The organism is Pseudoalteromonas sp. PS1M3, assembly GCF_016865405.1.
Lineage (GTDB): Bacteria > Pseudomonadota > Gammaproteobacteria > Enterobacterales > Alteromonadaceae > Pseudoalteromonas > Pseudoalteromonas marina.
In genome coordinates this window covers 494,034-508,047 of the sequence record NZ_AP022625.1, presented here as the reverse complement: position 1 = coordinate 508,047, position 14,014 = coordinate 494,034, and the positions used below count along the sequence as shown (strand labels likewise).

The window sequence follows — 14,014 nt, the reverse complement described above, 5'->3', positions numbered from 1 at the left end:
CGTGAGCACACCAGTCTATCAAAATTTTATTAATGGCCATTTTCTTGCTAACCAAAGCGGTGAAACTTTTGATGTAACTAACCCTGCAACAGGTGAAGTTATTTACAGTGTCGAAGTTGCCGATGAATTTGTTCAAAACGCAGCCATTGAAAGTGCAAAGCAAGGTTTTGCACAGTGGTCTAAAATGGCCCCTATTGAACGCAGCCGTATTTTATTAAACGCTGTGGCAATACTTCGCGAACGTAACGATGAGCTTGCCTTAATAGAAGTGCTTGATACCGGTAAGCCAATGCAAGAAGCAAACTGTGTTGATATAGAAACCGGCGCCGATGTAATTGAATACTTTGCAGGCTTAGCACCTGCGCAAGTTGGCCAACAACAAATGGTAGGCGAAGACTTTTACTATACACGTAAAGAGCCATTAGGTATTTGTGCCGGTATTGGTGCATGGAACTACCCTCTACAAATAGCATGTTGGAAATCAGGCCCAGCCCTTGCTGCTGGCAACGCATTTATATTTAAACCATCTGAAGAAACGCCACTAGGCGCTATTAAACTTGCCGAAATTTTTGTAGAAGCGGGCGTACCTGCTGGCGTATTTAACGTAGTTCAAGGTGCAGGTGACGTAGGCCAATGGTTAACTGCACACAGTGAAATTGACAAAGTGTCGTTCACTGGCGAAGTAGGCACAGGTAAAAAAGTAGTAGCAAGCGCTTCAGGTACATTAAAAGACGTAACCATGGAGCTTGGCGGTAAGTCGCCGCTTGTTGTGTTTGATGATGCAAATATAGAGCAAGCAGTAAGCGCAGCCATGCTAGGTAACTTTTATACCCAAGGCGAAATTTGCACTAACTGTACACGTATTTACGTTCATAAAAATATATATCAGCAATTTATTGATGAACTTAAAACGCGAACAGAGAACAATATTATTGCGGGCGACCCGCAAGATTTAAACACTAACTTTGGTGCGCTTATCTCTAAAAAGCATCAAGACTTAGTAATGAGTTATGTTAAAAAAGGGATTGAGGAAGGCGCAACACTGCTTACCGGTGGGTCAACGCTTTCACCTGAATCAGCGCCTAATGGTTACTTTGTTGCACCTACCGTGTTTATTGATTGCAACGATGAAATGACTATCGTTAAAGAAGAAATATTCGGCCCAGTAATGAGCGTACTCGTTTTTGAAGACGAAGACGATGTAATTGCACGGGCTAATGGTACTCACCTAGGCCTAGCTGCAGGCGTGTTTACTAGCGATATTAAACGCGCACACCGCGTAATTCATCAATTAGAAGCCGGTATTTGTTGGATTAATGCCTATGGTAACTCACCTGCTGAAATGCCTGTTGGTGGTTATAAGCAATCTGGTATTGGCCGTGAAAATGGCATAGAAACACTTGATCATTACACGCAAACCAAGTCTATTTATGTTGGTATGGCCGACATAGAAAGCCCATTTTAAGGCGCCCTTTTATGAGTAATCATTACGACTATATTATTGTTGGTGCGGGATCTGCGGGTTGTGTTTTAGCTAACCGATTATCTGAAGATTCAAGCAACAAAGTGTTACTACTAGAAACCGGTGGCAGTGATAAAAGTATTTTTATTAAAATGCCAACGGCGTTGTCTATTCCTATGAATACTGACAAGTATGCTTGGCAATTTCATACTCAGCCAGAGCCGTACTTAGATAACCGTGAAATGCATTGCCCTCGCGGTAAGGTACTCGGTGGCTCGTCATCGATTAATGGCATGGTGTACGTACGCGGCCACGCAAAAGATTTTGATGAGTGGCAACAGCACGGTGCTAATGGTTGGGACTACCAATCGTGTTTACCGTATTTTCAAAAAGCGGAAAGCTTTTACCTTGGAGAAAACACATACCGAGGTGGCAAAGGCCCACTTGGCGTTAATAACGGTAACGAAATGCAAAACCCGTTGTACACCACGTTTATAAAAGCAGGTGTAGAAGCCGGTTACGCCAGTACAGACGATTATAACGCGTCACAGCAAGAAGGTTTTGGCCCAATGCACATGACCGTTAAAAACGGTGTACGCAGCTCGGCTTCTCGTGAATATTTAGACCCTGTAAAATCACGTAGTAATTTAACGGTCATTACCGGCGCACTTGCTCAAAAAGTAACTCTAGACGGTAAAAAAGCCACAGGCATTCAGTACAAAGTAAACGGTAATGTTCAAACAGCACATGCAGCAAAAGAGGTTGTTTTAAGTGCAGGCCCTATTGGCTCTCCGCATATATTACAGCTATCTGGGATTGGCGATAAAGACATCCTTGAAAAAGCAGGCGTTGAAGTTAAACACCACTTACCGGGTGTGGGTCAAAACTTACAAGATCATCTTGAATTTTACTTTCAATACAAATGTAAGCAGCCAATTACACTAAACGGCAAATTGGGTCTTATTTCTAAGGGCTTAATTGGCGCTAAATGGTTACTCACTCGAAAAGGTTTAGGCGCTACTAACCACTTTGAGTCATGTGCATTTATCCGCTCAAAGCCTGGAGTTGAATGGCCTGATATTCAGTATCACTTTTTACCAGCCGCTATGCGATACGATGGGCGTAGTGCATTTGCAGGTCATGGTTTTCAAGTTCACGTAGGTCATAACAAACCAAAAAGCCGTGGCAGCGTCACTATTCAATCAGCTAACCCTGAGCAACCGCCACAAATTTTGTTCAATTACTTACAGCACAAAGACGACATTGAAGGCTTTAGAGCCTGTGTGCGTTTAACTCGCGACATTATTGAGCAAAGTGCCTTTGATGATTACCGTGATGAAGAAATTCAACCAGGTAAACATATTCAAACAGATGAAGAAATAGATGCCTTTGTACGCCAAGCCGTAGAAAGTGCTTACCACCCTTCTTGCTCATGCAAAATGGGTGAAGACGACATGGCCGTAGTTAATTCAAATACCCAAGTACATGGTATTGAAGGCTTACGTGTTGTTGACTCTTCTATTTTTCCAACGGTTCCAAACGGAAACCTTAATGCGCCTACGATTATGGTTGCAGAAAAAGCGGCAGACATCATTTTAGGAAATGTGGCATTACAAAAAGCAAATGCTGATGTTGCTGTGACTCAAAATTGGCAAGAAACACAGCGTGCAGCAAAAATTTAATCAGCTACTTATAGGGTTAGCCTCGTCAGACTAACCCTATGAGCCTTGCAGTGGCGAACAACATAAATTGGTTATGTTGTAATAATGCAAGATTGAACAATAAAAAACGGAGTGCTTATGAATAACTCACTATTGGAGGGTAGCAATGACCATTTGGCTTAATGCTGGTATTATTTTTACCCTACTTGCAATTACAATCATTTTATTAAAATGGGGTAATGTACGTGTTGTTGGTGTTACACCAGTTAAAACACTTACTTTTATAGCAATACTCTTTACCTCAGGCCTTGATGTTGGCCTTATAATGTTTCCTTTAACTGAGTTTGCAGGTTATGCAGACATAAAAGCAAGCCCAGAATACGCGTTTGCAAATCCACTGGCCATTGAGTTTGGTTACTGGGGATTTTTGATCTGGGGATTTTACTTTCTTACGTGTTTTTATTTCTGTGTAATAGAACCTAAAGTTAAATTTTTCGAAATTCCTTGGGTTAAATTTATCAATAATGTAGTAATTATTGGTACGTGTGCTTTTACCGCATACCTTTTACTTTCAAACCTTCCGTGGTATTTACCTGAAATTGGTGATGGTTCAAGTGTCGTTTCTGAGTTTTACTTAATTGTATTTGCAGCAATTTGTTTTGCAGTATATTCAAGTACAGATATTAAGTACGTACGATTTTTAAGTATTTCTACAACTTGGTTATTCATAGCATTAATTGGGTTTATGTGGGCAGGTGCCTTTGTATTGGGTGACAGTCAAATGTCAGCATTCACAGATAACTTAGCCTCTATCGGCACATACTTTGCCAACATAAATGAATTTGTTTTACCGCTTAACGATTACCATGAGTTTTACCTATTTTGGTGGTTTGCTTGGAGTATTATGATTGGACAGTTTACTTCTCGTTTTGTTGGCGGGTTAAAAACTTACCAAGTACTTGGCGCTATGTTGATTTTCCCTTCAATACCAATCGCAATTTGGTTCAGTGTACTTTACCACTATCATGAAGCGGGTATTCCAACGCAAGGCATTAAAAACTTTGCCATGGTATTTGTAGGTATTGTGTTTGTAATTAATTCACTCGATTCGTTAGTGCGTTTATATACAGATAATTTAAACATCACTGTAAAACGCTTTGGTAAAGCGAAGTATATGATTGGAAACATACTTGCGCTTTCATTATTAACATTATTGTTCAAGCTAGAGTTTTTACAAATACAGTGGGTAGGCGCATTGGTGATTGCCTTGTTTTTCCTATGTGCTGGCTTCATTGGCTATAGCAAATTTAAAACCGTTAATAGTATTGATAGCTCACCAAAAGCAAACAAGATTGACTACACTAAAATTGAGACACAAAGTTAGGGATTTATAATGAACAACAAACTAAAACAACTTGCAGTAGCATTGTCACTAGCACTTATATCAACAACGGCAGCTGCAGACTGGTCAACAACTATTACAGCAGCATCAGATTACACTTTTAATGGTGTAAGCCAAACAGATAACGACCCTGCATTACAAGCAAGTTTAGATTATGCTTTTGATAATGGCGTGTATGCCGGTGTATGGGCATCAAACGTTGACTTTGGTGACGATACTGATTTTGAACTAGATGGCTATGTTGGTCGCTATGTACAATTAAACGACAAGTTTAGCGTTGACTACGGTATTGCATACTACACATACCAAGGTAATAACAGTGATGGAAATTACCCAGAGGTTTACACTAAATTTGGTTACACAAGTGACTACGGCCAAACAGAGCTTAACTTTTGGTACAGCTGGGATTATTTTGGTACAAGTGCGGGCCATGTAGTTTCAATGATTGCTCATACTTATGAACTTGCACCAAATCATGCAATACGTGCAAGTTTTGATATCTCTAATTCACTTGACGGTGAAAAATGGGCTTGGGATGTAAACCAAAAGAAATCGTATAATCACTACCGTCTTGCTTATCAAACAAGTTACGAAGGTTTCGGTATTGAAGTAGCAGCTGAAAATACTAGCCTTGACTACGATTACGCCGATGAGCGCATCGTGTTAGCAATTTCAAGAACATTTGATTTATAAAGATTAATTAATTTTAACTCTGTACATAAAGTTAGCGAACCACAACCCAGGTTCGTTAAACTGAAAAAAGCCTCTTTATGAGGCTTTTTTATTGTTTAAATATTCAATTAATGCGCTTGAGGTCAGCGGTCTTGAAAAGTAATAGCCTTGCAAATGCGTTACGCCAAGTTGAGTTAGCTTTTTGCACTGCAAAGGTGTTTCAACCCCTTCAGCAATAACATTAAAATTAAGCGAACTTGCCATTTGCACTACTGCGTTAACAATGCTTAAGCCTCTTTCATCCTCATCTTGAACAAAACTTTTATCTACTTTTACAATATCTACACCAACATCAAGCATACTTGATAAAGAAGAGTAACCGGTTCCAAAATCATCTATTGAAATTCTAACACCCAACTCTTGTAATGATTTAACCACATACAAAAATGTATGCTTATCGTTTGCAAATACAGATTCAGTTACTTCTAAATGAAGCTTATGAGCAGGAAAATTTAAATCCGCCAAAATGCTTTTAACCTTACTGGCAAACTCTATCTCCTTAAGCTGCATTACAGATACATTAATACTGACTGATAAATCTGGAGTTAATTTTTGAAAAGTAAGTGCTTGTTGGCATGCCGTTTCGAGTACCCAAAAACCTATTTTTGAAATTAACCCATACTGCTCAGCAATAGGTATAAACTCGTCAGGAGGAATGTTTTCTCCTTTCAATTGCCAACGTATAAGCGCCTCAATCGCATAAATATCATGTGTTTTAGAGTCAATAATGGGCTGGTATACTAACGAAAAACAATTGTTGATGAGCGCTGTTAAAAGCTCTTCGCTAAGTAGGCGCTTTCTTTCTAATTCTGAACGAAGCGACTCGCTAAAAAAACTTATTTGCCCACGATTCATTCTCTTTTGATGATACATTGCCATATCGGCATTTAAAATTAAGGCATCCAGATCTCTACCATGCTCTGGGTAAAGTGCAATACCTATGGTTGCCCCTACCCGTGCACCGTGCTCTGTTTCTGGATGATCCTGCGTAATTGCATCAATAATTTCTTTAGCAAAATCGTATGTATTTTCTTTGCATACAAAATCACTTAAAATTAAAAACTCATCGCCACCCCAGCGGCACTTTTGCTGATTATGAGCACACACGTCAGAAATACGTTTCGCTGTTCTTCTTAAAACATTATCGCCTACCTTGTGACCCATCACGTCATTTATATTCTTAAACCCATCTAGGTCTATAAAAAATAGCGCAAAAGGTGGGTCTGGATAATGCTTAATTCTCTTTTTTGCATCATTTAAAAATGCATTTCGATTTAATAATTGAGTTAGCGAATCAGAGTTTGATAAATGCATTATTTCTTTAGTACGCGCGTCAACTCTTAGCTCCATTCTTTCTAGCAAATCGCTGTTTTGATTTTTTAAATGTATTGCCTGTTGTGTAAATGCAGATGCTTTATTTAGAGTTAACAAGGTAATTGAGCCATAGCCAATACCCAAAAAGCCGAGTACATTTTCGTAATAGTCTTCAGACATTATTAGCACTAAAGCGTAGGGAAATAACAGAATAAAAGCATAAGCAAAACAGGTCAGCTTATGTGCTGACAAAACATTGGCAGAGCCACCACCAAGAGCGGATAATATAATTATGATACTTGTGGCTTCTAGGGGGGCAAAAGAAGTGTGAAAATACAAGGCATAACTGCACCATATAATGGCAGTTATAATAACCCCTGTTGAAAACTTTAGTAGGTCTAATTGGGTAGCCGTTTTGTTTGTTTTTAAAAATAGACGAATATCTAAAAAACGGATCCCCAAAGCAAGCAGCATAATAAGCCACCAAACTAGCTTGTCGTTATAGCTTAACAATCCGCCTTTATTAAAACTAAAAGCAATACATGCGCTGGCAAATAAAGAGACGAGTAAACCTGAATAAGCGTTCTCGTAAAGCAATCTAACGGTATCATTAAGGTTTTCTTTGATTAGGGAGCTTCGATGCATATTATCTAAGCCTTTACATTCGTTTTTATTATTAGTTTAACTAAAGCTATGCCTTAATTAAAAAATTGTCCAGTAAACGCCCTAGCAACACATTTATTTAGAAATTTCCCAGGCGCTAGAGCCAGATGCAGATAAATTAGCGTTATTATTACGTAACACTTTATTTCCTACATTAATTGACGACTCAGGTCGACTGACTAAGTAACCTTGAACTGAACTCACACCTAATTTTTTCACAAGCTCAAACTGGGCGATTTCTTCAACGCCTTCTGCGACAATTTTAAGCCCCAATCTTTGCCCAAGCTCACTAATTGTATTGAGTATATCGTTATATTTTTTGCTTTTGTTAGCTTGTGTAATAAACGAGCGATCTATTTTTATAACATCGATGGGTAAATCTGCTAGCGTACTTAAAGAGCTAAACCCGGTACCAAAATCGTCTATAGCAATAGTTACACCGTCTTCTCTTAGCTTGCTCAACTCATCAATAATTCTAGAGCTTGCCTGAATAAAGGTAGACTCTGTTACTTCAAGCATTAAAGACGTTGCCGGTAACCCCGTACTTTTGAGGATTTTTGTGATCCAATCGTATATATCACGATGTTTTAACTGAATACCGGAAATATTCACTGATATTTTTACTTTACGCATACCTGCATTGTGCCAAGCAGCCATTTGTCTGCATGACTCAAGCATAATCCAATCACCTAACTCTAATATTAAATTTGATTCTTCAGCAATAGGAATAAATTCAGCGGGAGAGATCATACCTTCAACGGGGTGATTCCATCGAGTGAGCGCTTCAAAATAGTCAATCATGCAATCTTCTACGTGCACAATTGGCTGAAAAGACAAATAAAAGTCTTTGCATGCAATGGCTAAACGAAGCTCTTCAAGTAAGTAATGATAGCGACGCATTTTATTACCCATTTCTGGAGAATAAACTTTAAAAATACCTTTACCATCACTTTTAGCACGATACATTGCTACATCAGCTAGTTGTAATAGTGCTTGTGGTGTAGATGCGCTTTCTGGATAAGTAGCAATACCAATGCTTGCGCTAATTTTTACAATCTTATTGCCAAGCACAAAGTCTTTTTCAAGCTCACTAAGTACTTGCTTGGCTATGTCGACTACTTTGTCACTTTCGTCCAACGATTCAATAAATATAGAGAATTCATCACCGCCTAAACGCGATAAATTTTGTTCTAACTGGTTTGCAGAATTGATATTACTCAACTTATGGTGACGCAACACATTAGCTAATCGCGTGGCAACTTGCACCAATATTTCGTCGCCAAAACTATGACCAAATGAATCATTTACTTGCTTAAACCCATCTAAATCTATAAACAACAATGCACAATTGAGTTCTTTTTGACCGGTTTGATTTATGTGCCTACCAATATGCTCTATGTAGGCATGTCTATCGATGAGTTGTGTTAATTTATCTTGGCATATACTTGTTTGTGTTTGTTTCACATAATTCACTACATGCATATTTAAGGTCGTGATAGATTTGCTTAAATTACTAATACCATTAGGGTTTTGAGCAGGTTCAATATCTAAGTTAAACGACTCTAAAAGTTTATTTGCCTGCAGATTAAGTTGGCTTAGCTTATGTTTGTGATTTTGTTTCCTGCTTTGTTTTTTTATGTAGACAGCAAGCAAAAGTATACAAGAGAAGAAAATAATAATGTTTTTAGGCGACGTTAACACCATCAAGATGAGTGCGTTTGAATCAGCCGCAATAAAATGTTGATCCGTTGTTTTAACAAGAAGTAATGTTTGAGAAGCACTGTCAATTGTATAATGACCGCTTAAAACAGGGTTATACCAAGGGGCAATATCTAAACTGGTGCTGCTTATATCAAATTTTTTAACACTAAAATTAGACTGAAACAGATTGGTACGGCTTATTTGGCTCGTTAATTCAGCATTTAGGTAAAAGCAAAATAACAAAGTGACTAAGGAAATTAATCCAACATGCTTTAATTTGTTCATGAAAAATTCCCTAACAATACTAATCCTTAATAACTAAATGCTCATTATATCCCCTATTTTTGTTTGTAAGCAATTATTAATGACTTGTATGCTATTTTTTGTTCATTTTAATATAGCTAAGTTATTGTTTATTCGTTAAGGCAATTATTTTTAGCGCAAAGTATCCGCAAAGTCAGACCACGTATTTGATAGATTGCTCACAAACAGCTTATGTGTATATTTTGCTTGTGAGCTTAAATCTATCTATGCTTTTAAAGCTGCCATGCGTAACTTACTTTTGTAAAAAAGGTGCGTTGGTCGCGCTCAATATTTTCTAGTGTGTCATCCTGATACCCTCTATCTGAGTAACCTAGGTAAAATAGCGTTTGTGCGTTAATCTTATACGAATAAACAAGTTGGCTGCCATAGTCTTTGTTTGTCTGGCTTACTTGATAAAAATAAGCGTCTTTGTTTCTGTCTATATCTTCAACCTGTAAAATCAGCTTTAACATTGATCGCATATTAAATTTATAATGCAGTCTAAAGTCGACTAAATTAGCTGTGTAAACGCGGTCATCTCGTGGGTTATCTAACTTACTATAACTGTGTCTTATATCCACTTGCCAATGATCGTTTATATCCCAAACTGCTTGCGTTTGTGTATTAATTACATCGCCAAGCTCTAAATTTGTATAGTCAATACGGCTTGCATATTCTAAGTAAAACGATAAGTTCAAGTCTTTTGTCGGTTTAAGCGAAGTGTAAAGATAACCTATATTCTGATTGTAAAATTCATCGTAATAACTTTCTTTACGATGGATAAAACCAATATTAAATAAAGACTGCTTTTGCCCCTTAAAACTTAAAAAGCCTTCGTATTCTTCCTCAAGCAAGTCACCACTTTGCGACCAAGTTTTATCCCAATCAGCTTCATAAGACCATGAAGTAATTAAATCTAACTCATCTCGATACCACGTTTGACCGCCACCAATTAGCACTTTTTCATAATCAACTTTTGCTTGGTATCCTAAATCGGTGCGATAATCCTCACCAATATTTTCATAAGATGTGTAAAGTTTATAGTCTCGCTTGTCACGCGTTAACTCAATTGCGTATGCCTGATCAGATTGCGTTTTGGATAGTCCATAGTTATCAACCAAAAAGTCAGAATTTCGTGTATCAGCTGACGAAACCTGATAAAGCAATGTATCTGACTGATTAAACCAATAACTGCCATCAACTGATAGTACCGTATTACTATAATTATCGCTTTGTCGGTGTGTACTTGAAACGCCCAACGTTCCTTGATCACCTAAGTCATATTGATAACGGCCTACTGCTGCCTGTGTTTTTTCATTTAATGAAGCAAAACCAGAGCCTTGATTTGAAGGTAGTAGAATATTACTGTTTTCATCATCAGCTAACATAAGTGCATAGCTATGCCCATCCGTTTTACCGGTTAACTTAGCGCCTAAAGTTGGCTCTGCAATGGTTCGGGTGTATAAAAGCTCAAATAAGCTACTTTTAAAATATGAGGCACCATCTAAAAAGAAAGGTCTTTTTTCTGCATAATAAATTGAGTAGGTTGTATTTACATCAAGCTCTAGAGAATCAGTTTCTACCTGCGAAAAATCAGGATTAATAGTCGCATTTAATACCGCGTCTTTTGTTATTCCCCAGCGTAAATCTAAACCGGCTTCAGTATCTATGTTACCGTTCTCCCAGTCACCGGGGAGTTGCGCTTTATCATCGTGACGAAGCGCTGTAAGCGTTGGGGTAAGTTGTACATTTTTACTTGATTCAATTTCACTTAAGCCCGTTAACTTATCAAACTGGCAAAGGCTACATTTGACATCGCGGTCGAACCCCATGTTAGATATTTGATAGAGCACGTCCCGTGGGTAGTTTCTCATTAACAAAAACCCCCACGTTAAGTCTTTTTTATCTTCTGGAAAACGCAATGCTTTAAAAGGAATACGCATTTCAACTACATAACCTTCATCGGTAATTTTTCCGGCACTATCCCAAATTGCATTCCACGACGGATCAGACTGCCAACCATCGGTATCGCTCATGCGTAAATCGCCTTGTGCACCTAACGGGTTAACAAAAAACTCATAGCCTGAGCGCTCATCATTAAAGGTATCTATTACGAGTATGGCAGTGTCGTCTTGCCAAAGGGTATCTCGGTCACGAAGTGAAGCACGTATTTGATCTGGCTCCGGATCGTAAGCAATAAAACCAACATACAAATTTGTGCCATCTTCGTACATGTAGGCATCGGTTTTTACCGGAGGCGTGCCTCTTTCATTAGGCTCATCTTGAACGAGTAAAGGAACATAGGTCGCTTTTTTCCAATGCGCTTCATCAAGTACGCCATCAACACTGATATTTTGATTGATTCGTGCTAGCGATACCTGCTCTTTTTCTGCAAATACACAGAAGCTATTAAATAGGAGAAAAAAGGATAAAACTAAAAGCGTGAGTGGTTTTTTTATAGTTATAAAGTACTGCATAAACATCCATTTAGAACAACTTTACCCAATATGAGTAATTTCTAAGCCGGAGTGTAATTTAAGCAGGAACATTTGTTAATACCTTGCAAACAAAATTTCGCTAAATATTAACTAATTAATAATAAAGGATTATTTTAATTGCACTGTTAGGTGTCGAGTAGCTTTAGCTTATTCTCAACTCCATTCCATGTGTCAGCATCATCTGGGGCAGATTTGACTTGGGTAATGCGTGGCCAAATTAAGGCAAGCTCTGCATTAAGTTCCGTGAACTCTTTTTGAGAGTCGGGTAGCTCATCTTCTTGATAAATTGCTTCAGCTGGGCATTCCGGTACGCATAACCCACAATCAATACAATCAATTGGGCTAATTGCTAAAAAATTAGGGCCTTCAAAAAATGCATCTGCAGGACACACTGATACGCAATCGGTGTACTTACATTTTATGCAATTTTCAGTAACTACAAACGCCATAATTTTTTGAACCATAAAGCTAATTTAATAGTTCGCGATCATACCCTTTCACCTCAAAAATACAATAAATAACTGCCATAATTAGCCAATTTAACGTAGTATATGCGCCCTTAATGTAAAGCCAATTCGTGCCCTACACTTTCTTATTGTGAGCGGATATACAACCGCTAAGACACCAAATAGAGATATTAATGATACGTTTAACTGAAATAAAATTGCCACTTGATCATGATGAAAATGCTATTGGCCAAGCCATTATCAACAAACTAAAAATACAACCAGAACAATTACACAGTTATAACGTATTTAAACGTGGCTACGACGCGCGCAAAAAAACAGCCATATTACTCATTTACACCCTTGATATAGAAGTTGATAACGAAACTGAGCTTTTAGCCACATTTGCAAAAGATCAACATGTAAAAACAGCGCCCGACACTTCATACAAATTTGTAGCTCAAGCAAACAAAAACATCACAGAGCGCCCTGTTGTTATTGGATTTGGCCCCTGTGGTTTATTTGCAGGCTTAGTGCTTGCACAAATGGGGTTTAATCCAATTATTGTTGAGCGTGGAAAAGAAGTACGAGAGCGTACCAAAGACACCTTTGGCTTTTGGCGTAAAAAAGCACTAAACACCGAATCAAATGTGCAGTTTGGTGAAGGCGGCGCGGGTACATTCTCAGATGGTAAATTATATAGCCAAGTAAAAGATCCAAAGCATTATGGCCGTAAAGTTATTACCGAGTTTGTTGAAGCAGGCGCACCTGAAGAAATTTTGTATGTAAGTAAGCCTCACATTGGTACGTTTAAACTTGTGACAATGATTGAAAAAATGCGCGCTCGTATTATAGAGTTAGGTGGTGAAATTCGCTTTAGTACCCGTGTAGATGATATTCACTTAGATGACGGTCAAGTAACAGGCTTAACCCTTTCTAACGGTGAACACCTTGAAACACGTCACGTTGTTCTTGCCGTTGGGCACAGCGCACGCGATACCTTTAAAATGATTCACGAAAAAGGCATTTATGTAGAAGCCAAGCCATTTTCAGTTGGCTTTAGAATAGAACACAAGCAATCAATGATTGACGAGTGTCGCTTTGGACCAAATGCTGGCAACCCAATTTTAGGCTCTGCCGACTACAAGCTCGTGCATCATTGTAATAACGGACGCACTGTATATAGCTTTTGCATGTGCCCTGGTGGCACTGTCGTTGCGGCAACATCTGAAGAAGGCCGAGTTGTTACCAATGGCATGAGCCAATATTCACGTAGTGAGCGCAATGCAAATAGTGCTATTGTTGTGGGTATTTCACCTGAAAAAGATTTCCCAGGCCATCCTTTAGCGGGTATTGAGTTGCAGCGCAAATTAGAGGAGCAGGCTTACAAGCTAGGCGGCGAAAACTATGATGCACCAGCCCAGCTTATTGGCGACTTTTTAAAGGGCAAATCTTCAGCTGATTTAGGCGATGTTAAACCCTCTTACACACCAGGAATTAAGTTAACTGACTTAGGTAACGTATTGCCTGCGTTTGCTATTGAAGCGTTACGTGAGGCTATTCCTGCTTTTAATAAGCAAATACGTGGGTTTTCTACTAATGATGGATTACTAACGGGTGTTGAAACGCGCACGTCATCACCCATTAGTATAAAACGTGATAGAAGCTTTCAGAGCATTAACACCAAAGGACTCTACCCTGCAGGTGAGGGTGCAGGCTACGCTGGCGGTATATTATCAGCGGGTATTGATGGCATTAAAGCAGCCGAAGCTGTTGCGCTTTCAATGCTTGAAAACGCTTAAACGCGCTATTTAGTTAATTATCGTAAAGCC

General features: G+C 38.6%; 9 protein-coding genes. 5 read left to right on the top strand and 4 right to left on the bottom strand.

Annotated features, from left to right (window positions below):
* The first annotated feature begins 1 nt into the window (after nucleotide 1).
* The 4 genes from betB (at nucleotide 2) to PS1M3_RS18945 (ending at nucleotide 5,218) form a co-directional block, all read left to right on the top strand.
* Complete coding sequence (gene betB / locus PS1M3_RS18960; protein ID WP_203987475.1) at nucleotides 2–1,465, top strand: betaine-aldehyde dehydrogenase; 1,464 nt, start codon at nucleotides 2–4, stop codon at nucleotides 1,463–1,465.
* Between the two features lie 11 nt (nucleotides 1,466–1,476).
* The gene (betA, locus tag PS1M3_RS18955; RefSeq protein ID WP_203987472.1) at nucleotides 1,477–3,144 is read left to right on the top strand and encodes a choline dehydrogenase; all 1,668 of its coding nucleotides are present in this window, start codon (nucleotides 1,477–1,479) and stop codon (nucleotides 3,142–3,144) included.
* 145 nt (nucleotides 3,145–3,289) lie between these two features.
* Nucleotides 3,290–4,507 carry a BCCT family transporter gene (locus PS1M3_RS18950; RefSeq protein WP_008127897.1) on the top strand — a complete coding sequence of 406 codons (1,218 nt, stop codon included), beginning with the start codon at nucleotides 3,290–3,292 and terminating at the stop codon, nucleotides 4,505–4,507.
* A 9-nt stretch (nucleotides 4,508–4,516) separates the two neighbouring features.
* Nucleotides 4,517–5,218, top strand: coding sequence for a TorF family putative porin (locus PS1M3_RS18945; protein ID WP_008127899.1), 702 nt, complete (start codon nucleotides 4,517–4,519; stop codon nucleotides 5,216–5,218).
* Between the two features lie 75 nt (nucleotides 5,219–5,293).
* Here the strand turns inward: PS1M3_RS18945 and PS1M3_RS18940 are convergent, their stop codons facing one another.
* The 4 genes from PS1M3_RS18940 to fdxA all read right to left on the bottom strand — a co-directional run bounded on the left by PS1M3_RS18940 (nucleotide 5,294) and on the right by fdxA (nucleotide 12,185).
* Complete coding sequence (locus PS1M3_RS18940) at nucleotides 5,294–7,216, bottom strand: bifunctional diguanylate cyclase/phosphodiesterase (protein WP_008127901.1); 1,923 nt, start codon at nucleotides 7,214–7,216, stop codon at nucleotides 5,294–5,296.
* Nucleotides 7,217–7,309: 93 nt separating this feature from the next.
* Complete coding sequence (locus PS1M3_RS18935; protein ID WP_008127905.1) at nucleotides 7,310–9,220, bottom strand: bifunctional diguanylate cyclase/phosphodiesterase; 1,911 nt, start codon at nucleotides 9,218–9,220, stop codon at nucleotides 7,310–7,312.
* Between the two features lie 251 nt (nucleotides 9,221–9,471).
* Nucleotides 9,472–11,715, bottom strand: coding sequence for a carbohydrate binding family 9 domain-containing protein (locus PS1M3_RS18930; RefSeq protein WP_008127908.1), 2,244 nt, complete (start codon nucleotides 11,713–11,715; stop codon nucleotides 9,472–9,474).
* A gap of 146 nt (nucleotides 11,716–11,861) precedes the next feature.
* Nucleotides 11,862–12,185, bottom strand: coding sequence for a ferredoxin FdxA (fdxA, locus tag PS1M3_RS18925; RefSeq protein ID WP_006791755.1), 324 nt, complete (start codon nucleotides 12,183–12,185; stop codon nucleotides 11,862–11,864).
* 191 nt (nucleotides 12,186–12,376) lie between these two features.
* On the opposite strand from fdxA, the gene PS1M3_RS18920 reads away from it, so the two are divergent.
* Nucleotides 12,377–13,984, top strand: coding sequence for an NAD(P)/FAD-dependent oxidoreductase (locus PS1M3_RS18920; RefSeq protein ID WP_008127910.1), 1,608 nt, complete (start codon nucleotides 12,377–12,379; stop codon nucleotides 13,982–13,984).
* Nucleotides 13,985–14,014: the final 30 nt, after the last annotated feature.

Coding starts and splice junctions, on each gene's coding strand:
- PS1M3_RS18950 (WP_008127897.1), top strand. CDS start 3,290: ATGACCATTTGGCTTAATGCTGGTATTATTTTTACCCTACTTGCAATT.
- betA (WP_203987472.1), top strand. CDS start 1,477: ATGAGTAATCATTACGACTATATTATTGTTGGTGCGGGATCTGCGGGT.
- fdxA (WP_006791755.1), bottom strand. CDS start 12,185: ATGGCGTTTGTAGTTACTGAAAATTGCATAAAATGTAAGTACACCGAT.
- PS1M3_RS18945 (WP_008127899.1), top strand. CDS start 4,517: ATGAACAACAAACTAAAACAACTTGCAGTAGCATTGTCACTAGCACTT.
- PS1M3_RS18935 (WP_008127905.1), bottom strand. CDS start 9,220: ATGAACAAATTAAAGCATGTTGGATTAATTTCCTTAGTCACTTTGTTA.
- PS1M3_RS18940 (WP_008127901.1), bottom strand. CDS start 7,216: ATGCATCGAAGCTCCCTAATCAAAGAAAACCTTAATGATACCGTTAGA.
- PS1M3_RS18920 (WP_008127910.1), top strand. CDS start 12,377: ATGATACGTTTAACTGAAATAAAATTGCCACTTGATCATGATGAAAAT.
- PS1M3_RS18930 (WP_008127908.1), bottom strand. CDS start 11,715: ATGCAGTACTTTATAACTATAAAAAAACCACTCACGCTTTTAGTTTTA.